Here is a 23419-nt window from a genome sequence, read left to right on the forward strand (position 1 = left end):
GGCGTGCGGGCCACGCGGCGGGCGCCCGAAAGGGCGACGCTGCAACGGATTCTCATTGGGATGACGATGAAAAAGACTGCTCTCGACTTCTGGGTCGGCCTGTTCGTGGTGCTGGGCTTCATTGCGCTGCTGTTTCTCGCGCTGAAGGCCGGCAATATGAGCTCGCTTTCGTTCCAGCAGACCTATGCCGTGAAGATGAAATTCGACAACATCGGCGGCCTCAAGCCGCGCGCGCCCGTCAAGAGCGCGGGCGTGACCGTGGGCCGGGTGGCGTCGATCGGCTTCGACAGCAATTCCTATCAGGCGCTCGTCACGATCAACCTGGACCAGCAGTACCAGTTCCCGAAGGACTCGTCGGCCAAGATCCTGACGTCGGGTCTGCTCGGCGAGCAGTACATCGGTCTGGAACCGGGCGGCGACGATCAGATGCTCAAGAACGGCGACACCATCTCCATGACGCAATCGGCGATCGTGCTCGAAAACCTGATCAGTCAGTTCCTCTATAGCAAGGCGGCCGATTCGGGCGCCTCGAAATCTGGCAGCAGCGCGGGTAGCAGCGCAGGCAACGGAGCCGCGAACGGGGCGGCAGGCACGGCAGCGGGCGGCGCAAGCCCCGCGCCGGCACCGGCGTCGGCGCAGGCAGGCTCCGGCGCGGCGGCCCAATAAGGAGAATAAAAATGATCACCACACGCATGCGCGCCATCACGATCGGCGTTGCGGCGCTCGCGCTGACGGCATGCTCGACGGTGCAGACGCCGTCGAAAGACGATCCGTGGGAAGGCTTCAACCGCACGGTCTACACCTTCAACGACAAGGTGGACCAGTACGCGCTCAAGCCGGTCGCGAAGGGCTACGTCAAGATCACGCCGCAACCGGTGCGTGACAGCGTGACGAACTTCTTCGCCAATATCGGCGACGTCTACAACGCCGCCAACAACTTCCTGCAGCTGAAGATTACCGACGGTGTCGAAGACATCATGCGGATCGTGATCAACACGGTCTTCGGCGTGGGCGGTCTGTTCGACGTGGCGACGCTCGCGAAGCTGCCCAAGCACAACCAGGACTTCGGTTTGACGCTCGGCCACTATGGCGTGCCGGCGGGCCCGTACCTCGTGCTGCCGCTGTTCGGCCCGAGCACGGTGCGCGACGGCGTGGGTCTGGTCGGCAACTACTTCATCAACCCGATCAGCTATATCGATTCGTCGGCGGTGTCGTGGGGCCTGTATGGCCTGAACGTTGTCAGCACGCGCGCGAATCTGCTGGGCGCGAGCGACCTGCTCGAAGGCGCGGCGATCGACAAGTACTCGTTCGTGCGCAACACCTATCTGCAACGCCGCCGTTATCAGCTTTCGGATGGCCGCGCGTCGGGCGCAAGCCTGCCTGATTACGGCGATGGCGCGCCGCCGCCCAATTATGGCGAGCCGGACGATGGCGCGGCTGCGCCCGCCGCTGCTTCGGGCGCGGCAGCAGCGGTCCCGGCGTCGGGCACTGCGCGTGCTGCAACGCCCAGTGCGGCCAGCATGCCGCCGGCGTATCCGAATGGCGTGCAGGCAGCGCCTGCCACGCTCGAAGGCCCGACCGGCGCGGCAACGCCTGCTACGGCTTCGGGCGCCGCAGTGCCGGACGGCGCTTCGGCGACCAGCGTGCCTGGCGACTCGATGGTCCCGCCGTCGCGCTTCGGTTATCCGGGTCTGCTGCGTCTGCATTGAGTACAGGTTGAACAAGACAACCGGCGCGGCACGGCTGCTTCAACGCCGCTCGCCGCGCTGGCGTTTCGTTGCACACGTCTGACGTAACAAGTCGATACGCTTGTCGCAGTTTCCTGGCACTTATTGACTCAGTGCGATAGAACTCGCGTGATATCGTTGGCGTCCAACGGGGCGTATTTCCCCAACTTGCAGGACTCGATATGAAAAAATTCTTTCTGCTTCCGCTTTTTGCCGCGTTTTTTGCCTTTGCCGGTGCGGGCTCCGCATCTGCGCAAACGGTCGACACCAGCAACCCTGACGCGCTGATCAAGGCCGTCACGCAGCAGGTGATGGACCAGATCAAGGGCGACAAGTCGATTCAATCCGGCGACATCAGCAAGATCACGCAACTGGTGAACGAGAAGATCTTGCCGTACACGGACTTCCGCCGCACCACGCAGCTCGCGATGGGCCGCAACTGGCGCACCGCCACGCCCGACCAGCAGCAACAGGTCATCGAACAGTTCAAGATGCTGCTGATCCGCACTTACTCGGGCGCGCTCGCCCAGGTCCGCGATCAACAGATCGAATACAAGCCGTTCCGCGCCAACCCGGACGATACCGATGTCGTGGTCCGTTCGACGGTGCTGAACAACGGCCAGCCGATCGAGCTCGACTACCGTCTGTACAAGACGCCGCAAGGCTGGCGCGTGTATGACATCAACGTGCTCGGCGCGTGGCTGATCCAGGCTTATCAGCAGCAGTTCCAGGAAAAGATCCAGCAGGGCGGTGTGCAAGGCCTGATCTCGTTCCTCACGCAGCGTAACCAGCAACTCGCCGCAGGCAAGGCTGCTTCGTGAGCGAACGCTTCGCCACCGGCGCCACGCTGACCCACGAGAGCGCGAACGCCGCGCTCTCGGCGGGTTTTGCGCAGATCAAGGCGGGCGCAACCGCCGTCGATTGCTCGGCGCTTACGCAGTTCGATTCGTCGGCGCTGGCCGTGCTGATCGCCTGGCAGCGCGCCGCACGCGAACGCGGCGTCACCCTCAGCGTCCTCAATCTCCCTGCCGCGCTCGCGTCTCTCGCGCGCGCCTATGGCGTCGATACGCTCCTGCACGAGCGACATTGACGCGCGCCGGTCTGCGGCGCAGCGCCTGCGATGTTTCATCCCATCGCCAGTCGCGCAGCCGCCGCAAGCCGACGCATCCCAATCTCCCTGTTCAGACCGAGGTCGGGTCGGGCTTTCCGACTTGGCCTATAATCAAACGTTTTTTGGGCGCTGCCCCGGGATTCCGGAGCCAGCGAAGGCCGTCGGATAATCCGGTGCCGTCCCCAATAAGACTTCCTCGCAGCATAGATGCACTTACCGGCCGCGCCGTTCAAAGACGGGCGGCGTCTGAGTCATGCCAGCCATAGAAATCCGCAACGTCAAGAAGCGCTACAAAGAGCTTCAGGCGCTCAAGGGCGTCAGCTTCACGGTCGAAGAAGGCGAGTTCTTCGGGCTGCTCGGCCCGAACGGCGCGGGCAAGACGACGCTCATCAGCGCGCTTGCCGGCCTCGCGCGAGCCGATGAGGGCACGATCGCCGTGCGCGGTCACGATGTCGTCAGCGACTACCGCAACGCGCGCCGCAACCTCGGTGTCGTTCCGCAGGAACTCGTATTCGATCCGTTCTTCACGGTGCGCGAGACGCTGCGTATCCAGTCCGGCTACTTCGGCCTGCGCAAAAACGACGCGTGGATCGACGAGATCATGGCCAATCTCGATCTCACCGAGAAAGCCGACGTCAACATGCGCGCGCTCTCGGGCGGCATGAAGCGCCGCGTGCTGGTCGCGCAGGCGCTGGTGCACCGTCCGCCCGTGATCGTGCTCGACGAGCCGACCGCCGGCGTGGACGTGGAGTTGCGCCAGACGCTCTGGAAGTTCATCTCGCGCCTGAATCGCGAAGGGCACACCATCGTGCTCACCACGCATTACCTCGAAGAAGCCGAAGAGCTCTGCAATCGCATGGCCATGCTGCGCCGCGGCGAGGTAGTGGCGCTCGAACGCACCAGCACGCTGCTGCAGCGCTTCGCCGGTACGCAGCTGTATCTGCGCTTTTCCGCGGGCGCGTTGCCCACGGAGCTGCGTTCGCTCGAAGTCGGAACAACCAACGGCAACGACCAGCATCTGCTGCGTCTTACCAGCTACGACGAGGTCGAGCGCATTCTCGGCCTGTGCCGCGCGAACGGCTGCAAGATCGAAGAAATGGAAGTGCGCAAGGCGGATCTCGAAGACGTCTTCGTGCAGGTGATGAACGGTCCGGAAGTGATCGAGGGGCTTGCATGAGCGGTTTCCGTACGTTGTTCTACAAAGAGGTGCTGCGCTTCTGGAAGGTCGCCTTCCAGACCGTGCTGGCGCCGGTCATCACCGCGCTGCTCTATCTGACGATCTTCGGCCACGCGCTGCGCGGGCACGTCGAGGTCTATCCGGGCGTGGAGTACACGAGCTTCCTGATCCCGGGTCTCGTGATGATGAGCGTGCTGCAGAACGCCTTCGCCAATTCGTCGTCGTCGCTGATCCAGTCGAAGATCACGGGCAATTTAGTATTCGTGCTATTGCCGCCGCTGGCCGCCTGGGAGATGTTTGGGGCTTACGTGCTCGCCTCGATCGTGCGCGGCCTCGCCGTTGGCGCGGGCGTGTTCGTCGTGACGATCTGGTTCATTCCGATGAGCTTCGCAGCGCCGCTTTACATCATCGCGTTCGCGGTGCTCGGCTCGGCGATCCTCGGCACGCTCGGCCTGATCGCCGGGATCTGGGCCGAAAAGTTCGACCAGCTCGCGGCGTTTCAGAACTTTCTTATCATGCCGCTCACGTTCCTTTCGGGCGTGTTCTATTCGACGCATACGCTGCCGCCGGTCTGGCGCGAGGTGTCGCGGCTCAACCCGTTCTTCTACATGATCGACGGCTTCCGCTACGGGTTCTTCGGGCTTTCCGATATCAACCCGTTCGTGAGTCTGGCGATCGTTTTCGTGTTTTTCGTGGTGCTGGCGACCATTGCGATGCGTCTGCTCGCAAGCGGTTACAAGCTGCGCCACTAAGTGAAATTCAGGCAGGAGCCTTTCACCATGTTGTCTTCGGAACAGCTCAAGCAGTACATCCTGGCCGGGCTCGCGTGCGAGCATCTGGAGGTCGAGGGCGACGACGGCACGCATTTTTCCGCGATCGTCGTTTCGTCGGCCTTCGAGGGCAAGCGTCTGATCCAGCGCCATCAGCTCGTCTATGCGGCGCTCGGCGACCGCATGCGCGCGGAAATCCACGCGCTCAGCATGAAGACGCTCACGCCCGCCGAATGGCAGAACGCATAATCTGGAATCTCAGTGCGAATTACCCAGGATAAAGGCGCCGCAGCCAGCGGCGCCGCTCATCAAGACGCGACCCCTCAAGCCGGCCGCACCGATCAGGAAACTTCAGGCATGGATAAACTCGTCATCGTCGGCGGGCAAAAGCTCGCGGGGGAAGTCATCGTTTCCGGCGCGAAGAACGCTGCGCTGCCGATTCTGTGCGCCGGCCTCCTGAGCGCCGAACCCGTCCATCTGGACAACGTGCCCGACCTCCAGGACGTGCGCACCACGCTCAAGCTGCTCAACCAGATGGGCGTGCGCACCGAGCAGGACGGCGCGCGCGTGCAGCTCGACGCCTCGAACGTGAACAACCTCGTCGCGCCGTATGAGCTGGTCAAGACCATGCGCGCCTCGATCCTCGTGCTCGGGCCGCTGGTGGCGCGCTTTGGCGAAGCGAAGGTGTCGCTGCCGGGCGGCTGCGCGATCGGCGCGCGTCCGGTCGACCAGCACATCAAGGGCCTGCAGGCGATGGGCGCCGAGATCAACATCGAGCACGGCTTCATCGAAGCCCGCGCGAAGCGCCTGAAGGGCGCGCGCATCGTCACCGACATGATCACGGTCACCGGCACGGAAAACCTGCTGATGGCCGCCGTGCTCGCCGACGGCGAAACGGTGATCGAGAACGCCGCACGCGAGCCCGAAGTGGGCGACCTCGCCAACCTGCTGGTGGCGATGGGCGCGAAGATCGACGGCATCGGCACCGACCGCCTCGTGATCCAGGGCGTGGACAAGCTGCACGGCGCGCAGCACACCGTGATTCCCGACCGTATCGAAGCCGGCACGTTCCTGTGCGCGGTCGCGGCGGCGGGCGGCGACGTGATCCTGCGCAATGTGCGTCCGCACACCCTCGACGCGGTCACGGACAAGCTGCGCGAAGCGGGCGTGACGATCGAAGAAGGCGACGACTGGATGCGCGTGAGCATGCACGAGCGCGCCCGCGCCGTGAATCTGCGCACCTCCGAATACCCGGCGTTCCCGACCGACATGCAGGCGCAGTTCATGGCGCTCAACACGATCGCGGACGGCACCTCGCAAGTGGTCGAAAACATCTTCGAAAACCGCTTCATGCACGTTCAGGAACTCAACCGCCTGGGCGCGCACATCACCATCGATGGCAAGACCGCGCTGATCGCCGGCGTGGAAAAGCTCTCGGGCGCGAAGGTGATGGCCACCGATCTGCGCGCATCGGCGAGCCTCGTGATCGCCGCGATGTGCGCCGAAGGCGAAACGCTGATCGACCGGATCTATCACCTCGACCGTGGCTACGACCGCATGGAAGCCAAGCTCACGAAGCTCGGCGCGAACGTGAAGCGCATCAAGGGGAATGAGGCATGAGCACCGTCGAGCAAAAGCCTGTGCCGGCTGCGGCATCGAACGCGCCGCTGACGCTCGCGCTGTCGAAGGGCCGCATCTTCGAAGAAACCATGCCGCTGCTCGCCGCCGCGGGCGTGCAGGTGGTCGAAGATCCGGAAACCTCGCGCAAGCTGATCCTGCCGACCACGGATGCAAACCTGCGCGTCATCATCGTGCGCGCGACCGACGTGCCCACCTATGTTGAATACGGCGCAGCCGACTTCGGCGTGGCGGGCAAGGACGTGCTCAACGAGCACGGCGGCGGCGGTCTGTATCAGCCGATCGATCTGGACATCGCGCGCTGCCGCCTGTCGGTGGCCGTGAAGAACGGCTTCGACTACGCGAACGCGGTGCGCCAGGGCGCGCGCCTGCGCGTGGCGACCAAGTACACCGAAGCCGCGCGTCAGCATTTCGCGGCCAAGGGCGTGCACGTCGACCTGATCAAGCTGTATGGGTCGATGGAACTCGCGCCGCTGGTCGGTCTCGCCGATGCGATCGTCGACCTGGTGAGCACGGGCGGCACGCTGCGCGCGAACAACCTGGTCGAAGTCGAGGAGATCATGGAGATCTCGTCGCGCCTCGTCGTCAATCAGGCGGCGCTCAAGCTCAAGCGCGCCGCGCTGCGACCTTTCCTCGACGCGTTTGAACGCGCGTCGCGCGGCGAAACTGCCGCTTAAGGCGTGATGTCGCGCGAGCATCAATGCTCGCGCTGATTTCGCGCCAACCCGCGCCGCTTTTCGCGCTACGCATCTCAAAAGGCGTTGCGCGCGCCGCGCACTACTGACACGGATGGATATCAGCATGGCTATCACGATTCGCAAACTCGACTCCAGCGCGGCAGGCTTCAAGAAGGCGCTGCACGCGGTGCTCGCGTTCGAGGCGAGCGAAGATGAGGCGATCGAGCGCTCGGTGGCGCAGATTCTGGCCGACGTGAAAGCGCGCGGCGACGCCGCAGTCCTGGAATACACGCAGCGCTTCGACCGCCTGAACGCGAAGAGCGTCGCGGCGCTCGAACTGCCGATCAGCGAACTCGAAGAGGCGCTCGAAAGCCTGCAGCCCAAGCAGCGCGCGGCGCTCGAAGCGGCGGCGGCGCGTGTGCGCGGCTACCACGAGAAGCAGCGCATCGAGTGCGGCTCGCATAGCTGGCAGTACACCGAATCGGACGGCACGGTGCTGGGCCAGAAGGTCACGCCGCTCGATCGCGTTGGCCTCTATGTGCCGGGCGGCAAGGCGGCGTATCCGTCGTCGGTGCTGATGAACGCGATTCCGGCGCGCGTCGCGGGCGTGCGCGAAATCATCATGGTCGTGCCCACGCCGGACGGCGTGAAGAACCCGCTGGTGCTGGCGGCCGCGCTGATCGCGGGCGTCGATCGCGTATTCACGATTGGCGGTGCACAGGCGGTGGGCGCGCTCGCTTATGGCACGGAAACCATTCCGCCGGTCGACAAGATCTGCGGGCCGGGCAATGCGTATGTGGCCTCGGCCAAGCGTCGCGTGTTCGGCACGGTCGGCATCGACATGATCGCCGGTCCGTCGGAAATCCTCGTGATCTGCGATGGCACGACCGATCCGCGCTGGGTGGCGATGGACCTGTTCTCGCAGGCCGAGCACGACGAACTCGCGCAGTCGATCCTGCTGTGCCCGGACGAAAGCTTCATCAAGCGCGTGGAAGCCGCTATCGACGAGCTGCTGCCGACCATGCCGCGTTCCGAGGTGATCCGCACCTCGCTGACCAATCGCGGCGCGCTCGTGAAGGTGCGCGATATGGCCGAAGCCTGCGCGATCGCCAACGACATCGCGCCGGAGCATCTGGAGATTTCGGCGCTGGAGCCGCAGAAGTGGGGCGCTGAAATCCGCCACGCCGGGGCGATTTTCCTTGGCCGCTACACCAGCGAAAGCCTGGGCGACTACTGTGCGGGGCCGAATCACGTGCTGCCTACGTCTCGTACCGCACGTTTCTCGTCGCCGCTGGGCGTCTATGATTTCATCAAGCGTTCGAGCCTGATCGAAGTCAGCGCGGAGGGCGCGCAGACGCTGGGCGAGATCGCTGCGGAACTGGCCTACGGCGAAGGCCTGCAAGCCCACGCGCGCAGTGCCGAATACCGCATGAAGAACTGATTCGTCGCGCGTCGTGCGCGTCGTGCCGTTCAATCGGCCGATACGCACACCGCGCATGAATTTCGAGATATTTGCGGGCATCGAAGCGCGCCGCGAGGAGACCTTCGAGCGGCCGCCGTGCCGGGCGTGACAGCGCCCGTTGGCGGCATTCGATGCCTGTCATACCGAAGCAAGCACCGCACGCCTGAGACCAAAAACAACCAAGGACGGCCCACGCAACACCTGAGCCGCCCGATCCGGCTCGCCGCTCTCGCGCGCGAGCCATGCAGACATGACGACACCTCAAGACATCATCCGCGCCGACGTTCTCGCCATGACGAGCTATCCGGTGCCTGACTCCACCGGCTTCGTAAAGCTCGATGCGATGGAGAACCCCTTCCCGCTGCCCGCCGATCTGGCCGCGCGACTGGGCGAGCATCTCGCAGGCGTCGCGCTCAACCGCTATCCCGCACCGCGCCCCGAAGCGCTGATGGCGAAGCTCAAGGCCGCGATGGGCGTGCCCGCCGATTGCGACGTGCTGCTCGGCAACGGCTCGGACGAAATCATCAGCATGGTCACGATGGCGTGCGCGAAGCCGGGCGCCAAGGTGCTCGCGCCGGTGCCGGGCTTCGTGATGTACGCGATGTCGGCGAAATTTTCCCAGGTGGAGTTCGTGGGCGTGCCGCTGAAGGCCGATTTCACGCTCGATCTCGACGCCATGATCGCCGCGATCGGCGAGCACCAGCCGGCCGTAATCTGGCTCGCGTATCCGAACAACCCGACCGGCACGCTATTCGCCGACGCCGACATCGAGCGCGTGATCGCCGCCGCAGCCGATGCGAACGGCCTCGTGGTGATCGACGAGGCGTACCAGCCGTTCGCGCAGCAAAGCTGGATGGCGCGCGCGGGCGAGTTCGACAACGTGGTCGTGATGCGCACGCTGTCCAAGCTTGGCCTTGCGGGCATCCGTCTGGGCTATCTGGCGGGCCGCGCCGCGTGGCTCAATGAGTTCGACAAGGTCCGGCCGCCGTACAACATCAATGTGCTGACCCAGGCCGCCGCCGGCTTTTTGCTCGATCACCTCGATGTGCTCGACGCGCAGGCCGCGCTGCTGCGCGCTGCACGCGCCGATCTGGCCGCCGAAGTGGCGAAACTGCCGGGCGCGGAAGTGTTCGAAAGCGCCGGTAATTTCCTGCTCGTGCGCGTGCCGGATGCGCCCGCCGTGTTCGATACGCTGTTGACGGCGCGGGTGCTGGTCAAAAACGTGAGTAAAATGCACCCATTGCTGGCGAATTGTGTGCGCCTGACCGTCGGGACCCCCGACGAAAATGCGCAACTGCTCGCCGCCCTGAAGCTTGTCCTCAAGTGAACCGTCCCCACGTGTCCTGAGCGAGCCCTCTCTAAAAACCCTCCTGTTACGGGCTGTTTGAAGGAAATTGCCATGCGCGTCGCGCAAGTCGTTCGCAACACCAGCGAAACGCAAATCAGCGTGAAAATCAATCTGGACGGCACCGGTGAGCAAAAGCTCAAGACCGGCGTGCCGTTTCTCGACCATATGCTCGATCAGATCGCACGACACGGTCTGATCGATCTCGAAGTCGAGGCGCATGGCGATACGCATATCGACGACCACCATACGGTGGAAGACGTGGGCATCGCGCTCGGTCAGGCGGTCGCCCAGGCGATCGGCGACAAGAAGGGCATCCGCCGCTATGGCCATGCCTATGTGCCGCTCGACGAAGCGCTTTCGCGCGTGGTGGTGGACTTTTCGGGCCGTCCGGGTCTCGAATTCCACGTGCCGTTCACGCGTGCGCGCATCGGCACCTTCGATGTCGACCTGTCGATCGAATTCTTCCGCGGCTTCGTCAATCACGCCGGCGTGACCCTGCACATCGACAATCTGCGTGGCCTGAACGCCCACCATCAGCTGGAAACCGTGTTCAAGGCCTTCGGCCGCGCGCTGCGTCAGGCCGCCGAATTCGACGATCGTCAGGCGGGCAAGATTCCGTCGACGAAGGGCAGCCTGGTCGGTTGATCGGTACAACTGAGCGGCAGACCTGCGTGCGGGTCGCGCGCGCTGCGCGCTATGAGCATGCCGCGCCGTGAACGCGTACATTCATAGGTTTCGACACGTGCGCATGAGATTTGCGCGAAGTCGTGTCGTCGAGCCTGTCAGATAGCCAGGACGGACGGTCCTGAATCGAGATGAAAACTTCAATTGCGATTGTGGATTATGGGATGGGCAACCTGCGTTCGGTGGCCCAGGCGCTGAGACAGGCGGCTCCCGAAGCCGACGTGCAGATCGTCGAGCATCCGGAAGCGATCCGCGCGGCTGACCGCGTGGTGCTGCCGGGGCAGGGCGCCATGCCCGACTGCATGCGCAGCCTGGCGGAATCGGGCCTGCAGGATGCCGTGATCGAAGCGTCGCGCAGCAAGCCGCTGATGGGCGTGTGCGTGGGCGAGCAGATGCTGTTCGACTGGAGCGCGGAAGGCGACACGCCCGGTCTGGGCCTGTTGCCGGGCAAGGTCGTGCGTTTCGAGCTGGAAGGCCAGTTGCAGGACGACGGTTCGCGCTTCAAGGTGCCGCAGATGGGCTGGAACCGCGTGCGCCAGTCGCGCGCGCATGCGCTCTGGGACGGTGTGCCCGACGACAGCTACTTCTACTTCGTGCACAGCTACTACGTGGTGCCCGCCGACGCGGCGCACACCGTGGGCGAAACGCCGTACGGCGCTGCCTTTACCTCGGCTGTGGCGCGGGATAACATCTTCGCCACCCAATTCCACCCGGAAAAGAGCGCTGCCGCGGGCCTGCGCGTGTACCGCAACTTCGTGCACTGGAACCCGTAATTCACTGGCGGCGCTGACGGTCTGCGCACTTGCAAAGTGCGCCCAGGCCGATTTTCATCAGCAAGGCCGCCGAAAGAGTTGTACTAAACTAGCGAAACGGCGTCGGAACGGGCCTTTTTTCCGCCGAAGCCTGCTGATTTCAACCACATTCCAGATAAACACCCGATAGCTATGCTGCTGATTCCGGCGATCGATCTCAAAGACGGTCACTGCGTACGCCTGAAACAAGGCGATATGGACCAGGCGACTATTTTCTCCGAGGAACCGGCGGCCATGGCCCGACATTGGGTCGAGCGCGGCGCGCGCCGTCTTCACCTCGTCGACCTGAATGGTGCGTTCGCGGGCAAGCCGAAGAACGAAGACGCAATTCGCGAAATCATTCGCGAAGTCGGTGACAAGATCCCCGTCCAGCTGGGCGGCGGTATCCGTGACCTCGACACGATCGAGCGTTACCTCGACGACGGCCTCTCGTACGTGATCATCGGCACCGCTGCCGTGAAGAACCCGGGCTTCCTTCAGGAAGCGTGCACGGCGTTCGGGGGCCACATCATCGTCGGCCTCGACGCCAAGGACGGCAAGGTTGCCACCGACGGCTGGAGCAAGCTCACGGGCCACGAAGTCGTGGACCTCGCACGCAAGTTCGAGGACTACGGCGTCGAGTCGATCATCTACACCGACATCGGCCGCGACGGCATGCTGCAAGGCATCAACATCGAAGCGACGGTGCGCCTCGCGCGCGCGGTGAAGATCCCGGTCATCGCAAGCGGCGGCCTGTCGAATCTCGCCGATATCGACGCGCTGTGCGAAGTCGAAGACGAAGGCGTCGAAGGCGTGATCTGCGGCCGTGCGATTTACTCGGGCGACCTCGATTTCGCGGCGGCGCAAACGCGCGCGGACAGCCTGCGCGAATCCGACGACGCTTAAGCGTCGCCAGCAGGGCCTCCGATACCGGAGGCCTTTTGCTTTTATGCGGCTGGCGCGCGCGGGTTTCATGCGCGCCACATTCGCCAATTTCGCGCCAGGCGGCAAAGCGCGACAATGCAGGCACTGCGCCAGCACTGCTCGAACGCCGCGCTAACGCCGCGCACGAAAAACATCCCAACCGACTGGCAACATCGGCAAGATCATGGCTCTACCCAAACGCATCATCCCCTGTCTCGACGTGACCGCCGGACGGGTCGTCAAGGGCGTCAACTTCGTCGAACTGCGCGACGCGGGCGATCCCGTCGAAATCGCGCGCCGCTATGACGAGCAGGGCGCCGACGAACTCACCTTTCTCGACATCACCGCGACCTCCGACGGGCGCGACCTGATTCTGCCGATCATCGAAGCGGTGGCCTCGCAGGTCTTCATTCCGCTGACGGTCGGCGGCGGCGTGCGCGCCGTCACCGACGTGCGCCGCCTGCTCAACGCGGGCGCGGACAAGATCGGCATGAACTCGTCGGCGGTGGCGAACCCGCAACTGGTGCGCGATTCGGCCGACAAGTACGGTTCGCAGTGCATCGTGGTGGCGATCGACGCCAAACGCACTTCGGCACCGGGCGAACCGGCGCGCTGGGAAGTGTTCACGCACGGCGGGCGCAAGGCCACCGGCCTCGACGCCGTCGAATGGGCGCGCAAGATGGCCGAATTTGGCGCGGGCGAAATCCTGCTGACCAGCATGGACCGCGATGGCACCAAAAGCGGCTTCGACCTCGACCTCACGCGCGCCGTGTCGGACGCCGTGCCGGTGCCCGTGATCGCCTCGGGCGGCGTGGGCGGCCTGCAGGATCTGGCCGACGGCGTCGTCAAGGGCCACGCGGATGCGGTGCTCGCGGCGAGCATCTTCCACTACGGCCAGCACACGGTCGGCGAGGCCAAGCGCTTCATGGCCGATCAGGGCATTTCGGTAAGGATGTAAGCGATGACTACTTCGATCGAAAAAGCTGCCTGGCTCGACAAAGTCAACTGGGACGCCAACGGCCTCGTGCCGGTGATCGCCCAGGAAGCCGCGACCGGCGACGTGCTGATGTTCGCGTGGATGAACCGCGAGGCGCTCGCCAAGACCGTCGAGACGCGCCGCGCGGTGTACTTCTCGCGTTCGCGCCAGCGCCTGTGGTTCAAGGGCGAGGAATCGGGCCATGTGCAGCACGTGAGCGAAATCCGCCTCGACTGCGACGAAGACGTCGTGCTGCTCAAGATCGAGCAGGTGTCGGGCATCGCCTGTCATACGGGCCGCCACTCGTGCTTTTTCCAGCAATTCGAAGGCACCGTCGACGAAGGCCGCTGGGCCGCCGTCGATCCCGTGCTGAAAGACCCCGAACACATCTACAAATGACGCAACTCAATAGCAACGACACGCTGCTGCGCCTCGCAGCCGTGATCGACAGCCGCAAGGGCGGCGATCCGGACTCCTCCTACGTCGCGCGCCTGTTCCACAAGGGCGACGACGCGGTGCTCAAGAAGGTTGGCGAAGAAGCCACCGAAGTCGTGCTGGCCGCCAAGGACGTGCGCCAGGGTGGCGCGCCGAAGGCGCTGGTCGGCGAAATGGCCGATCTGTGGTTCCATTGCCTCGTCACGCTGTCGCACTTCGACCTGAGCCCCGCCGACGTGCTGGCCGAACTCGAACGCCGCGAAGGCCTCTCGGGCCTCGAAGAGAAGGCGCTGCGCAAGAGCCGCGAGCGCGAGGAAAGCGGCGATTAAGCACGCGCCGGGCGCGTCTGCCTGAGCTCAGGCAACTGTCTTCGGGTAGGCTTGTCGAAAGCTTTGTGGCTCGCCCAACCGGGCGGGCCTTTGTCGACAGGAGACGCCACGCATGTCCACGTCCGGCGGTTACCCGCCTCCCGCCTTGCGCGATCCGCTCGACGCGGATCGTCTGCGCAGTCTGCGCACCCTCACGCACGTCCTCTACGGTCTGTACGCGTTCTACTGGCTCACGGGCGGCGTGACGGTGCTCGTGGCGATCATCATCAACTACCTCAAGCGCGACGAAGCGGCAGGCACGCCCTACGAGCAGCATTTCACCTGGCAGATCCGCACCTTCTGGTACGGCCTCGCGGGGCACCTCATCGGCATCGCGCTGTTCGTCGTGGTGATCGGCATTCCAATTCTGTGGGCTGTCGCAATCTGGACGCTTTACCGTATCATCAAAGGCTGGCTGTACCTGCATGACAACAAGCCGCTGGCCGATCCGCGCGCGTGGTTCTGATCTGCGCATCGGCGTGAGCGGCTGCCCGGGAGCCTCATGAGTCACGACCGCAGCACCTGCCTCTTCTGCAAGATCGCCGATGGCCTGATCCCGAGCACGCGCGTCTACGAAGACGACGAGTTCGTGGCGTTTCGCGATATCCGGCCCGCCGCGCAGACCCACGTGCTGGTGATACCGCGCGAACATATACCGACCCTCGCCGATTGCGGTGAAAACGAGGCTCCGCTGCTTGGTAGAATGTTCGTGCTGGTGGCGCGCCTGGCGAAGGATCTGGGTGTGTCGTATACCGGCGGCGAGACCGGTTTTCGCACCGTCGTGAATACGGGGCCAGGCGGCGGTCAGGAGGTCTACCACCTGCACGCGCATCTGCTGGCCGGCCCGCGTCCGTGGCAGCGCATGGGCTGATCGTTCGGCTGATTGCGGCGGCTGATTCTCAGGCCGTTGCAGGAAAGCTACGGACGTTTCTGAAAAGGCGGCTGAAAAAGGGCAGAATGCCACGCAGCCGAAATACCTTACAGGCAACATTTCCAGGCGTGCATCGCGCACTCGCGCTAACGTTTTCTCGCTGCGCATGACGCGCGGCGTCGGGGTTAAGGAGAGTTTTGATCATGGGTTCGTTGAGCATCTGGCACTGGCTGATCGTGTTGTTGATCGTGGCGCTTGTCTTCGGTACGAAGAAACTGCGCAATATCGGCAGCGATCTGGGCGGTGCGGTGAAAGGCTTCAAGGAAGGCATGCGCGACGGCGAAGAGCCGGGCGCCGATGCACAAAAGCGTGAGCTGCCCAAGAACGACGGCACGGTCGATGTCGACGCCAAGGACAAGACTCCGCGTTCGAACGACTACCGCTAGGCGCGGGCGTTGTTTCTTCTCTTTGTTTCGCCCCAAGGCTGACGGAAAGCTCCATTCATGCTCGATCTGGGTCTAACCAAGATGGCGCTGATCGGCGTCGTCGCGCTGGTCGTTCTCGGACCGGAGCGGCTGCCGCGCGTCGCACGCACGGCGGGCGCCCTGTTCGGGCGCGCGCAGCGCTATATCAACGACGTCAAGGCGGAAGTCACGCGCGAGATCGAACTGGACGAACTGCGCCGCATGAAGGGCGAGTTCGAGCAGGCCGCGCAGAACGTCGAAAAAAACGTTCACGAGAATCTGCACAAGCATGAGACCGAGCTGAACGACGCCTGGAATCAGGGCACCAGCGTTTCGCCGAGCATTGCGGGCGGGGCGGACGCGTCCGCTGCTACGTCCATTCCTACGCTCGAAGGCGCTGCGCTCAGCTATGACGGCATGCCGGGCATTGCCGATGGCTCCAGCGCCGCCGCATGGCGCTCCGGCAACGCCGGCCCGGCCGCCAGACGCAAGAACTGGCGCGTCAAGCAGAGCGCGGCTCCGGTCTGGTACAAGCGCGCGACGCTGCGGCGCACGCGCGTGCAGTCGGGCGCGGCGCGGGTCGCGCAGCACACGCCGGCCAGCCTGCGCCGTCCGGTGCGCTTCTTTTGATGCTGCTTTTTGATGCCATCTGACGCACCGATGCCCCTTTCGAGTCCGAACTTGTCCATCTCCAACCCCCGAGGGCCGGTGTGAGCGACCCCCAACAAAAACAGGACGAGGGCACTGAAGAGACCTTCATCTCGCACCTCGTCGAACTGCGCGACCGCATCATGCGCGCGGGCATCGCCGTGATCGTGGTGTTCGTCGGTCTCGTCTACTGGGCGCCCGATATCTTCAAGCTGCTGGCCCGTCCGCTCATGAACAACTTGCCGAAGGACGGCAAGATGATCGTGACCGACGTCACCGGCTCGTTCTTCGTGCCGATGAAGGTGACGATGCTGGTGGCCTTCGTGATCGCGCTGCCCGTCGTGCTCTACCAGATCTGGGCGTTCGTCGCGCCTGGGCTCTATCAGCACGAGAAGAAGCTGGTCGCGCCGCTGGTGGCGAGCAGCTACACGCTGTTCCTGTGCGGCATGGCGTTCGCGTATTTCGTGGTGTTTCCCACCATCTTCCGCGTGATGGCGCATTACAACGCGCCGCTCGGCGCGGAGATGACCACCGATATCGACAATTACCTGAGCTTCGTGCTGACGATGTTCATCGCCTTCGGCGTGACCTTCGAAGTGCCGATCGTCGTCGTGATTCTCGTGCGCATGGGCCTGGTCACGGTCAAGAAGCTCAAGGAAGTGCGGCCTTATGTGATCGTCGGCGCGTTTATCATCGCCGCCGTCGTGACGCCGCCGGACGTGTTCTCGCAGCTGATTCTCGCGTTGCCGCTGATCGTGCTGTACGAGGCCGGGATCATCGCTGCGCGCATTTTCATCGGCACCGGCGAGAAGGCACCGGACGAAAGCAAGGCGGCCAGTTAAGCGACGCTGCGCAGACCAGGACAAAAGAAAAGGCCGCGAACGGTGACGTTCGCGGCCTTTTGTCTTGATGCGCGTGCGGCTGAGCGTAGCGGGATCAACCGCCGTCGTCGTCGCCTTCGCCGTCTTCGTTGGCGGGCTGCTTGGGCGGCGGCGGGCGTTTGCCGATGGTCACGTCCAGATCCATGTCCTTGTTCTTGCGCACGAGGTGGACCTTCGCGTCTGAGCCCGGCTTGATCTGCGCAATCACGTTCAGCAGGCGCGTGGTGTCGGTGATCTCCTCACCGTTCACCGAAAGCAGGATATCGCCCGGCTTGATGCCGGCCTTGTCCGCCGGGCCGCCCTGCAGCACGCCCGCGACGATCGCGCCCGACTTCTGGTTGATGCCGAACGATTCGGCGATCTCGGGCGTGAGATCCTGAGGCTCGACGCCGATCCAGCCGCGCGTGACCGAGCCGGTCGTGATGATGCTTTCCAGCACGCTACGCGCCGTCGACACCGGAATGGCGAAGCCGATGCCGAGCGAGCCGCCCGAACGCGAGTAAATCGCCGTATTGATACCGAGCAGATTGCCGTTCACGTCCACCAGCGCGCCGCCCGAATTGCCCGGGTTGATCGGCGCATCGGTCTGGATGAAGTTTTCGAACGTGTTGATGCCGAGGTGATTGCGCCCGAGCGCGCTGATGATGCCCATCGTCACCGTCTGCCCCACGCCGAACGGATTGCCGATGGCGAGCACCACGTCGCCCACGCGCGCCTGATCCATGCGGCCGAGCGTGATGGTGGGCAGGTTCGGCAGATTGATCTTGAGCACCGCGAGATCGGTTTCCGGATCGATGCCGATCACCTTGGCGTTGGTGGTGCGGCCATCGGACAGCGCGATTTCGATCTGATCCGCGCCGTCGATCACGTGCTGGTTCGTTAGAATGTAACCGTCCGGACTGACAATGACGCCCGAGCCCAGGTTCGCCGCAGGCTGTTCCTGCTGCTTGCGGTTGTTGTTTTTATCGCCGAAGAAGTAGCGAAATAACGGGTCGTTCTGGCGCGGATCGGGCGGCAGCGACCCATCCTTGCTTGAGAACACATTGACGACGGCGGGCATCGCTTTCTGGGCGGCGTCCGCGTAGGAGCCCGTGGCGGATCCACCGCCGATGCCCGGCGCTACCTCGCGTAGCGCGACGATCGGTTCGGCGAGCTGCTTGCCGAGTTGCCCCTGGTGCTGAAGCCATTGCGGCTTGAGCGTCGCGATGATGAACATCAACGCCAGCAGGACCGTCACCGCCTGGGCGAAGAACAGCCAAAAGCGTCTAAGCATCTGAAGATTAGAGGATTATATGGATCGGATCGAACTGGAATTGTATCTGAACAATCTTCTGGAAACCTCGCGGTTCAAGGACTACTGCCCCAATGGCCTGCAGGTGGAAGGCCGGCGGCGCGTGGAAAAGATCGCGACCGGCGTGACCGCTTCGCTGGCTTTTCTCGAAGCCGCGCTGGAGTGGGGCGCGGACGCCGTGCTGGTTCACCACGGGTATTTCTGGAAGAGCGAGGCGCCGCAAATCACGGGCCGCAAGTATCGTCGCCTCAAGACGCTGCTGGCCAACGACCTCAATCTCTTTGCCTACCATCTGCCGCTCGACAGCCATCCTGAGTTCGGCAATAACGCGCAACTGGGCGCGCGATTCGGCTGGATCGGCGAACAACGCTTCGGCGAGCAGGATCTTGGCTGGATGGCCACGCTGCCCATGCCGATCACGCTCGCGCACTTTACCGCCGAAGTCGAACAGACGCTCGGCCGCACGCCGCTCGTGCTGGGCGACCCGGACTGGCAGATCCGCCGCGTGGCCTGGTGCACGGGCGCGGCGCAAGGGTTCTTCGACGACGCGATCGACGCGGGCGCGGATGTTTACCTCACCGGCGAGATTTCCGAGCAGACCACGCACACGGCCGCCGAGAGCGGCGTGGCGTTCCTCGCGGCGGGCCATCACGCGACCGAGCGTTATGGCGTGCAGGCGGTCGGCACGCATCTGGCCGAAGCCTTCGACATCGAGCATATGTTTATCGATATCGATAATCCCGTTTGAGTTGCTGGAAAGCATTCAGCGCGCATCAAATCGCCTCGGCCGATTAACCGGTGGAGAAGCGATTGATGCGCCGCAGCGCATTGCCGTATTCGCCGGGCATTTACAAAAGCAAAAGAAAATGGCCCCGTTTCTTCGGGGAAAACCCCGAGATATCAAGGACTTCGCGCGCTTTCTGGTAACCGCCCCTTGTAAATGGCAACTCCATTCGCGCACACTAGCGTTCGGCAGCACCGCGGGTAAGCAACGGCGTGACGGAAAAATCCAACTCAGAAGTGGGGCGATGTGATGCGAGACAAAGATAATGACCGCGTCGATGGCAGCCGCCGTACCTGGCTGATTGCGACGTCCGTAGCAGGTGGCATAGGAGGCGTTGCCACTGTCGTACCGTTCGTAGGCTCGTTTGCACCATCCGAAAAAGCCCGCGCCGCTGGCGCGCCTGTCGAAGCGGACATCAGCGGGCTCGAACCCGGCTCGATGATGACCGTCGCGTGGCGCGGCAAGCCCGTGTGGATCCTCAACCGCACCGACCGCATGATGGCCGACGTCAAGAAGGCCGATCCGGGGCTCGCGGACCCGAACTCCGAGCATCCGTTTTCCATGCCGATGCCCGAGTACTGCCAGAACGAATACCGCTCGCGACCCGAGCACAAGAACATCCTCGTGGCCGTCGCCGTCTGCACCCATCTGGGCTGCACGCCGACGCCACGCTTCCAGGAAGGCGCGCAACCCAACCTGCCCGACGACTGGCCAGGCGGCTTCCTGTGCCCGTGCCACGGCTCCACTTACGATCTCTCTGGCCGCGTGTTCAAGAACAAGCCCGCGCCGCAGAACCTCGACATCCCGCGCTACATGTTCGCGTCAGCGACGACGATCGTGATCGGCAAGGACGAAAAAGGAGAAGCGTGATGGCTACGGGAACCGAAAAGGAAGTGGTGGACACGTCCAGCTCGTCCGGCCTCGTGGGCTGGATCGACAAGCGCTTTCCGATGACGGCGACGTGGAAGGCGCACGTCTCCGAGTACTACGCGCCGAAGAACTTCAACTTCTGGTACTTCTTCGGCTCGCTGGCGCTGCTGGTGCTGGTGAACCAGATCGTCACCGGCATCTTCCTCACCATGAACTACAAGCCCGATGCGACGCTCGCGTTCGCGTCGGTCGAGTACATCATGCGCGAGGTGCCGTGGGGCTGGCTGATCCGCTACATGCACTCGACGGGCGCGTCGATGTTCTTCGTGGTGGTGTATCTGCACATGTTCCGCGGGCTGCTTTACGGTTCGTACCGCAAGCCGCGCGAACTGGTGTGGATCTTCGGCTGCGCGATCTTCCTGTGCCTGATGGCCGAAGCGTTCTTCGGCTACCTGCTGCCGTGGGGCCAGATGTCGTTCTGGGGCGCGCAGGTGATCGTGAATCTGTTTTCGGCGATTCCCTTCATCGGCCCGGACCTGTCGCTGTGGATTCGCGGCGACTACGTGGTCTCCGACGTCACGCTCAACCGCTTCTTCGCCTTCCACGTGATCGCGATTCCGCTCGTACTGGTGGGGCTGGTGGTGGCGCATATCGTCGCACTGCACGAAGTGGGCTCGAACAACCCCGACGGCATCGAGATCAAGGAGAAAAAGGACGCGAACGGCATTCCGCTCGACGGCATTCCGTTCCATCCCTATTACTCCGTGCACGACTTCATGGGCGTGTGCATCTTCCTGATGATCTTCGCGGCGATCATCTTCTTCGCGCCGGAAATGGGCGGCTACTTCCTCGAAGCCAATAACTTCATCCCGGCGAACCCGCTGCAGACGCCACCGGAAATCGCGCCGGTCTGGTACTTCACGGCCTTCTACGCGATGCTGCGCGCCACCACCGACCCCTTCAAGATCGTGCTGATGATCGTGATCGGTCTGCTGGGCGTGCTCGCGCTGCTGCGCGCGCGCGGCAAGTGGCGCGCGGGACTGCCGGTGCTGGCGGTGCTCGTGATCCTGGCGATGGCGTTCACGGAATCGAAGTTCTGGGGCGTGGTGGTGATGGGCACGGCGGTGATTTCGCTCTTCTTCCTGCCGTGGCTCGACCGCGCGCCGGTGAAGTCGATCCGCTACCGGCCGTTCTTCCACAAGGTTTTCCTCGGCATCTTCGTGCTTGCGTTCCTGACGCTCGGCTTCCTCGGCACGCGGCCGCCATCGCCCGCGGCCACGCTGATTGCGCAGATCTGCGCGCTGGTCTACTTCGCATTCTTCCTCGGCATGCCGTTCTGGACGCGGCTTGGCACCTTCAAGCAGCCGCCCGAGCGCGTGCACTTCAAGCCCCATTAACCAGCGAGCGAGGAAGACATGATGATGAAATCTCTCTTTTCGACGCTCGCACGGGCGAGCGTCCGTACGGGCTTGATGGTGGCGTGCGCGCTGTTGTTCGGGGTCGGATCGGCAATGGCTCAGGAAAACATTCCGCTCGACCGCGCTCCCGATAACGGCGAAAATCTTGCTTCGCTGCAACACGGCGCGCAATTGTTTGTAAACTATTGCCTGAACTGCCACAGTGCGAATCTGATGCGCTACAGCCGGTTGCAGGATCTCGGCATTCCGCAGAAGCAGATCGAAGATAATCTCTTGTTTACGACGGACAAGGTCGGCAACACGATGTCCATCGCGATGCGCCCGGACGACGCCAAGTCGTGGTTCGGCGTGCCGCCGCCGGACCTCTCCGTGGAGGCGCGCGCCAAAGGGCGCGACTGGCTGTACACGTATCTGCGCAGCTTCTACCGCGACGACACGCGCCCGACCGGCTGGAACAACATGGTGTTCGAGAACGTGAGCATGCCGCACGTGCTCTGGCAGTTGCAGGGCGTGCGCACGGCGAAGTTCGAAGACACGGTGGATGAAGAAACGGGGGAAAAGGTCCGCCGGTTTGTGGGGTACCAACAGGTCACGCCGGGGAAGCTTTCGCCGGTAGATTATGATTCTGCCGTGGCCGACCTGGTTGCGTACCTCGGCTGGATGTCCGAACCGGAGCAGCGCACCCGCAAGCAGCTTGGGGTCTGGGTGCTCCTGTTTCTCGGCGTCCTGAGCTTTTTCGCGTGGCGATTGAACGCCGCGTACTGGAAAGATATCAAATAGGCACGTCCTGACCGACGTGGGGCCGGTATGACGACACACCGCCTGACGGTCTCGCGACCGTCGGGCGGTGTTTTCGCCCGCTGGCCTTTTGGGTTTATTGAGGAAATGTAAATCATGATGGTTCTGTACTCCGGCACTACCTGCCCGTTCTCCCAGCGCTGCCGGCTGGTGTTGTTCGAAAAGGGCATGGACTTCGAAATCCGCGACGTCGACCTGTTCAATAAACCGGAAGACATCGCCGTGATGAATCCGTATGGTCAGGTGCCGATTCTGGTCGAGCGCGACCTGATTCTGTACGAATCGAACATCATCAACGAGTACATCGACGAGCGCTTCCCGCACCCGCAGCTGATGCCGGCTGACCCGGTCCAGCGCGCGCGCGCCCGCCTGTTCCTGCTCAACTTCGAGAAAGAACTGTTCGTGCACGTCAGCACGCTCGAAAACGAGAAGGGCAAGGCCGCCGAGAAGAACCACGAGAAGGCCCGTCTGGCGATCCGCGACCGCCTCACGCAGCTCGCGCCGATCTTCCTCAAGAACAAGTACATGCTGGGCGAAGAGTTCTCGATGCTCGACGTCGCGATCGCGCCGCTGCTGTGGCGTCTGGATCACTACGGCATCGAACTGTCGAAGAACGCCGCGCCGCTGATGAAGTACGCGGAACGCATCTTCAGCCGTCCGGCTTACATCGAAGCGCTGACGCCGTCGGAAAAGGTGATGCGCCGCTAAGGCCACTTCAGCCGCTGCTGTCAGCCGCCGCTGTTGTCGCAGTTGCAATAAGGGGTGCGCGCGCAACGTCTGCGCGCGCCGCCTCTTCAGAGGATTGTTGATGCAAGAGATTTCCACCAAGCCGTATCTGTTGCGCGCACTGTACGAATGGTGCACGGACAACGGCTTTACGCCGCATATCGCGGTGCGGGTCGACAACCGCACGCGCGTGCCGCGCCAGTTCGTGCGCGACGGCGAGATCGTCCTGAACATCAGCTTCGAGGCCACCAGCCAGCTGCAGATGGGCAACGAGATGATCGAGTTCAATGCGCGCTTTTCCGGCAAGTCGCACAAGATCGAAGTGCCGGTTTCGAACGTGCTGGCGATCTACGCGCGCGAGAACGGCCAAGGCATGGCGTTCCCGGTCGAAGCGCCCGCAGGCGACGCGAACGATGTGCTGCCTTCCGCGCAGGACGAGCACGAAGATGTGCCGGCCGGTCCCGCGCAAGTCGAGCCTCTGGAAGCCGGTGCGGACGAATCCGCCGCATCGGCACCTGAAAAAGCCGACGAAGGTGCAGCAAAGAGCAGTAAGGGTCACCTCAAGATCGTGAAATGAAGT

Annotated in this window: 30 protein-coding genes; 29 read left to right on the plus strand and 1 reads right to left on the minus strand. The window is 63.5% G+C overall.

The window, feature by feature from the left end; translation table 11 throughout:
• The first annotated feature begins 60 nt into the window (after window positions 1-60).
• The 22 genes from mlaD to tatC all read left to right on the plus strand — a co-directional run bounded on the left by mlaD (window position 61) and on the right by tatC (window position 16913).
• Entirely contained in the window at window positions 61-666 is a 606-nt protein-coding gene (gene mlaD / locus F3J17_RS25945) for an outer membrane lipid asymmetry maintenance protein MlaD (RefSeq protein WP_167065809.1), read from the plus strand.
• Window positions 667-677: 11 nt separating this feature from the next.
• Window positions 678-1709: an MlaA family lipoprotein gene (locus F3J17_RS25950; protein ID WP_167065812.1), complete on the plus strand. Its 1032-nt coding sequence runs from the start codon at window positions 678-680 to the stop codon at window positions 1707-1709.
• 200 nt (window positions 1710-1909) lie between these two features.
• The gene (locus F3J17_RS25955) at window positions 1910-2548 is read left to right on the plus strand and encodes an ABC transporter substrate-binding protein (protein ID WP_167065815.1); all 639 of its coding nucleotides are present in this window, start codon (window positions 1910-1912) and stop codon (window positions 2546-2548) included.
• The gene (locus F3J17_RS25960) at window positions 2545-2817 is read left to right on the plus strand and encodes an STAS domain-containing protein (RefSeq protein ID WP_167065818.1); all 273 of its coding nucleotides are present in this window, start codon (window positions 2545-2547) and stop codon (window positions 2815-2817) included. Before F3J17_RS25955 ends, F3J17_RS25960 begins: the two co-directional genes overlap by 4 nt.
• A 274-nt stretch (window positions 2818-3091) precedes the next feature.
• Window positions 3092-4015, plus strand: coding sequence for an ABC transporter ATP-binding protein (locus F3J17_RS25965; RefSeq protein WP_167065820.1), 924 nt, complete (start codon window positions 3092-3094; stop codon window positions 4013-4015).
• Entirely contained in the window at window positions 4012-4767 is a 756-nt protein-coding gene (locus tag F3J17_RS25970; RefSeq protein WP_167065823.1) for an ABC transporter permease, read from the plus strand. The genes F3J17_RS25965 and F3J17_RS25970 overlap by 4 nt, the downstream gene beginning before the upstream one ends.
• 27 nt (window positions 4768-4794) lie before the next feature.
• Window positions 4795-5034, plus strand: coding sequence for a BolA family protein (locus tag F3J17_RS25975; protein ID WP_167065826.1), 240 nt, complete (start codon window positions 4795-4797; stop codon window positions 5032-5034).
• Between the two features lie 108 nt (window positions 5035-5142).
• A complete protein-coding gene (murA, locus tag F3J17_RS25980) occupies window positions 5143-6405 on the plus strand; it encodes a UDP-N-acetylglucosamine 1-carboxyvinyltransferase (RefSeq protein WP_167065830.1) in 1263 nt (420 codons plus the stop codon).
• The gene (hisG, locus tag F3J17_RS25985; protein WP_167065833.1) at window positions 6402-7100 is read left to right on the plus strand and encodes an ATP phosphoribosyltransferase; all 699 of its coding nucleotides are present in this window, start codon (window positions 6402-6404) and stop codon (window positions 7098-7100) included. The genes murA and hisG overlap by 4 nt, the downstream gene beginning before the upstream one ends.
• Before the next feature lie 124 nt (window positions 7101-7224).
• Window positions 7225-8541 (plus strand): histidinol dehydrogenase, encoded by a 1317-nt coding sequence (hisD, locus tag F3J17_RS25990; protein WP_167065836.1) that lies wholly within the window; start codon window positions 7225-7227, stop codon window positions 8539-8541.
• Window positions 8542-8812: 271 nt separating this feature from the next.
• Window positions 8813-9889, plus strand: coding sequence for a histidinol-phosphate transaminase (gene hisC / locus F3J17_RS25995; protein ID WP_167065839.1), 1077 nt, complete (start codon window positions 8813-8815; stop codon window positions 9887-9889).
• 72 nt (window positions 9890-9961) lie between these two features.
• On the plus strand, window positions 9962-10555 hold the full coding sequence (hisB, locus tag F3J17_RS26000; RefSeq protein ID WP_167065842.1) for an imidazoleglycerol-phosphate dehydratase HisB: 594 nt from the start codon (window positions 9962-9964) through the stop codon (window positions 10553-10555).
• Between the two features lie 170 nt (window positions 10556-10725).
• Window positions 10726-11367, plus strand: a complete 642-nt coding sequence (gene hisH, locus F3J17_RS26005) for an imidazole glycerol phosphate synthase subunit HisH (protein ID WP_167065845.1) — start codon at window positions 10726-10728, stop codon at window positions 11365-11367.
• A gap of 171 nt (window positions 11368-11538) precedes the next feature.
• A complete protein-coding gene (hisA, locus tag F3J17_RS26010) occupies window positions 11539-12291 on the plus strand; it encodes a 1-(5-phosphoribosyl)-5-[(5-phosphoribosylamino)methylideneamino]imidazole-4-carboxamide isomerase (RefSeq protein WP_103706908.1) in 753 nt (250 codons plus the stop codon).
• A gap of 202 nt (window positions 12292-12493) precedes the next feature.
• The gene (gene hisF, locus F3J17_RS26015; RefSeq protein ID WP_167065848.1) at window positions 12494-13267 is read left to right on the plus strand and encodes an imidazole glycerol phosphate synthase subunit HisF; all 774 of its coding nucleotides are present in this window, start codon (window positions 12494-12496) and stop codon (window positions 13265-13267) included.
• A gap of 3 nt (window positions 13268-13270) precedes the next feature.
• Window positions 13271-13684, plus strand: a complete 414-nt coding sequence (hisI, locus tag F3J17_RS26020) for a phosphoribosyl-AMP cyclohydrolase (protein WP_167065851.1) — start codon at window positions 13271-13273, stop codon at window positions 13682-13684.
• On the plus strand, window positions 13681-14049 hold the full coding sequence (locus F3J17_RS26025; RefSeq protein ID WP_167065854.1) for a phosphoribosyl-ATP diphosphatase: 369 nt from the start codon (window positions 13681-13683) through the stop codon (window positions 14047-14049). Before hisI ends, F3J17_RS26025 begins: the two co-directional genes overlap by 4 nt.
• 112 nt (window positions 14050-14161) lie before the next feature.
• Window positions 14162-14554, plus strand: a complete 393-nt coding sequence (locus F3J17_RS26030; RefSeq protein ID WP_144272492.1) for a DUF4870 domain-containing protein — start codon at window positions 14162-14164, stop codon at window positions 14552-14554.
• A gap of 36 nt (window positions 14555-14590) precedes the next feature.
• On the plus strand, window positions 14591-14959 hold the full coding sequence (locus F3J17_RS26035) for a histidine triad nucleotide-binding protein (RefSeq protein ID WP_167065857.1): 369 nt from the start codon (window positions 14591-14593) through the stop codon (window positions 14957-14959).
• 203 nt (window positions 14960-15162) lie between these two features.
• Entirely contained in the window at window positions 15163-15405 is a 243-nt protein-coding gene (gene tatA / locus F3J17_RS26040; protein ID WP_167065860.1) for a Sec-independent protein translocase subunit TatA, read from the plus strand.
• Window positions 15406-15462: 57 nt separating this feature from the next.
• Entirely contained in the window at window positions 15463-16053 is a 591-nt protein-coding gene (tatB, locus tag F3J17_RS26045) for a Sec-independent protein translocase protein TatB (RefSeq protein ID WP_167065863.1), read from the plus strand.
• An 80-nt stretch (window positions 16054-16133) separates the two neighbouring features.
• Window positions 16134-16913, plus strand: a complete 780-nt coding sequence (gene tatC / locus F3J17_RS26050) for a twin-arginine translocase subunit TatC (protein WP_167065866.1) — start codon at window positions 16134-16136, stop codon at window positions 16911-16913.
• 94 nt (window positions 16914-17007) lie between these two features.
• On the opposite strand, the gene F3J17_RS26055 is transcribed toward tatC, so the two are convergent.
• The gene (locus F3J17_RS26055; protein ID WP_167065869.1) at window positions 17008-18225 is read right to left on the minus strand and encodes a Do family serine endopeptidase; all 1218 of its coding nucleotides are present in this window, start codon (window positions 18223-18225) and stop codon (window positions 17008-17010) included.
• Window positions 18226-18244: 19 nt separating this feature from the next.
• Between F3J17_RS26055 and F3J17_RS26060 the strand changes: the two genes are divergently transcribed.
• The 7 genes from F3J17_RS26060 (at window position 18245) to F3J17_RS26090 (ending at window position 23416) form a co-directional block, all read left to right on the plus strand.
• On the plus strand, window positions 18245-18991 hold the full coding sequence (locus F3J17_RS26060) for a Nif3-like dinuclear metal center hexameric protein (protein ID WP_167065889.1): 747 nt from the start codon (window positions 18245-18247) through the stop codon (window positions 18989-18991).
• Between the two features lies 1 nt (window position 18992).
• The gene (locus tag F3J17_RS26065; protein ID WP_167065892.1) at window positions 18993-19277 is read left to right on the plus strand and encodes a hypothetical protein; all 285 of its coding nucleotides are present in this window, start codon (window positions 18993-18995) and stop codon (window positions 19275-19277) included.
• The gene (petA, locus tag F3J17_RS26070) at window positions 19277-19897 is read left to right on the plus strand and encodes a ubiquinol-cytochrome c reductase iron-sulfur subunit (RefSeq protein ID WP_167065895.1); all 621 of its coding nucleotides are present in this window, start codon (window positions 19277-19279) and stop codon (window positions 19895-19897) included. The genes F3J17_RS26065 and petA overlap by 1 nt, the downstream gene beginning before the upstream one ends.
• Window positions 19897-21294, plus strand: coding sequence for a cytochrome bc complex cytochrome b subunit (locus tag F3J17_RS26075; protein WP_167065898.1), 1398 nt, complete (start codon window positions 19897-19899; stop codon window positions 21292-21294). The genes petA and F3J17_RS26075 overlap by 1 nt, the downstream gene beginning before the upstream one ends.
• 75 nt (window positions 21295-21369) lie before the next feature.
• Window positions 21370-22095, plus strand: a complete 726-nt coding sequence (locus tag F3J17_RS26080) for a cytochrome c1 (RefSeq protein ID WP_167066032.1) — start codon at window positions 21370-21372, stop codon at window positions 22093-22095.
• 114 nt (window positions 22096-22209) lie between these two features.
• Entirely contained in the window at window positions 22210-22821 is a 612-nt protein-coding gene (locus tag F3J17_RS26085) for a glutathione S-transferase N-terminal domain-containing protein (RefSeq protein WP_027797364.1), read from the plus strand.
• A gap of 100 nt (window positions 22822-22921) precedes the next feature.
• On the plus strand, window positions 22922-23416 hold the full coding sequence (locus F3J17_RS26090; RefSeq protein WP_167065901.1) for a ClpXP protease specificity-enhancing factor: 495 nt from the start codon (window positions 22922-22924) through the stop codon (window positions 23414-23416).
• Window positions 23417-23419: the final 3 nt, after the last annotated feature.

This window comes from Burkholderia sp. Ax-1719 (genome assembly GCF_011753055.1).
Lineage (GTDB): Bacteria > Pseudomonadota > Gammaproteobacteria > Burkholderiales > Burkholderiaceae > Paraburkholderia.

Bases quoted from the DNA above. Each gene is read 5' to 3' on its own strand.
- mlaD (WP_167065809.1), top strand. From the start codon at position 61: ATGACGATGAAAAAGACTGCTCTCGACTTCTGGGTCGGCCTGTTCGTG.
- F3J17_RS25950 (WP_167065812.1), top strand. From the start codon at position 678: ATGATCACCACACGCATGCGCGCCATCACGATCGGCGTTGCGGCGCTC.
- F3J17_RS25955 (WP_167065815.1), top strand. From the start codon at position 1,910: ATGAAAAAATTCTTTCTGCTTCCGCTTTTTGCCGCGTTTTTTGCCTTT.
- F3J17_RS25965 (WP_167065820.1), top strand. From the start codon at position 3,092: ATGCCAGCCATAGAAATCCGCAACGTCAAGAAGCGCTACAAAGAGCTT.
- F3J17_RS25970 (WP_167065823.1), top strand. From the start codon at position 4,012: ATGAGCGGTTTCCGTACGTTGTTCTACAAAGAGGTGCTGCGCTTCTGG.
- F3J17_RS25975 (WP_167065826.1), top strand. From the start codon at position 4,795: ATGTTGTCTTCGGAACAGCTCAAGCAGTACATCCTGGCCGGGCTCGCG.
- murA (WP_167065830.1), top strand. From the start codon at position 5,143: ATGGATAAACTCGTCATCGTCGGCGGGCAAAAGCTCGCGGGGGAAGTC.
- hisG (WP_167065833.1), top strand. From the start codon at position 6,402: ATGAGCACCGTCGAGCAAAAGCCTGTGCCGGCTGCGGCATCGAACGCG.
- hisD (WP_167065836.1), top strand. From the start codon at position 7,225: ATGGCTATCACGATTCGCAAACTCGACTCCAGCGCGGCAGGCTTCAAG.
- hisC (WP_167065839.1), top strand. From the start codon at position 8,813: ATGACGACACCTCAAGACATCATCCGCGCCGACGTTCTCGCCATGACG.
- hisB (WP_167065842.1), top strand. From the start codon at position 9,962: ATGCGCGTCGCGCAAGTCGTTCGCAACACCAGCGAAACGCAAATCAGC.
- hisH (WP_167065845.1), top strand. From the start codon at position 10,726: ATGAAAACTTCAATTGCGATTGTGGATTATGGGATGGGCAACCTGCGT.
- hisA (WP_103706908.1), top strand. From the start codon at position 11,539: ATGCTGCTGATTCCGGCGATCGATCTCAAAGACGGTCACTGCGTACGC.
- hisF (WP_167065848.1), top strand. From the start codon at position 12,494: ATGGCTCTACCCAAACGCATCATCCCCTGTCTCGACGTGACCGCCGGA.
- hisI (WP_167065851.1), top strand. From the start codon at position 13,271: ATGACTACTTCGATCGAAAAAGCTGCCTGGCTCGACAAAGTCAACTGG.
- F3J17_RS26025 (WP_167065854.1), top strand. From the start codon at position 13,681: ATGACGCAACTCAATAGCAACGACACGCTGCTGCGCCTCGCAGCCGTG.
- F3J17_RS26030 (WP_144272492.1), top strand. From the start codon at position 14,162: ATGTCCACGTCCGGCGGTTACCCGCCTCCCGCCTTGCGCGATCCGCTC.
- F3J17_RS26035 (WP_167065857.1), top strand. From the start codon at position 14,591: ATGAGTCACGACCGCAGCACCTGCCTCTTCTGCAAGATCGCCGATGGC.
- tatA (WP_167065860.1), top strand. From the start codon at position 15,163: ATGGGTTCGTTGAGCATCTGGCACTGGCTGATCGTGTTGTTGATCGTG.
- tatB (WP_167065863.1), top strand. From the start codon at position 15,463: ATGCTCGATCTGGGTCTAACCAAGATGGCGCTGATCGGCGTCGTCGCG.
- F3J17_RS26055 (WP_167065869.1), bottom strand. From the start codon at position 18,225: ATGCTTAGACGCTTTTGGCTGTTCTTCGCCCAGGCGGTGACGGTCCTG.
- F3J17_RS26060 (WP_167065889.1), top strand. From the start codon at position 18,245: ATGGATCGGATCGAACTGGAATTGTATCTGAACAATCTTCTGGAAACC.
- petA (WP_167065895.1), top strand. From the start codon at position 19,277: ATGCGAGACAAAGATAATGACCGCGTCGATGGCAGCCGCCGTACCTGG.
- F3J17_RS26075 (WP_167065898.1), top strand. From the start codon at position 19,897: ATGGCTACGGGAACCGAAAAGGAAGTGGTGGACACGTCCAGCTCGTCC.
- F3J17_RS26080 (WP_167066032.1), top strand. From the start codon at position 21,370: ATGGTGGCGTGCGCGCTGTTGTTCGGGGTCGGATCGGCAATGGCTCAG.
- F3J17_RS26085 (WP_027797364.1), top strand. From the start codon at position 22,210: ATGATGGTTCTGTACTCCGGCACTACCTGCCCGTTCTCCCAGCGCTGC.
- F3J17_RS26090 (WP_167065901.1), top strand. From the start codon at position 22,922: ATGCAAGAGATTTCCACCAAGCCGTATCTGTTGCGCGCACTGTACGAA.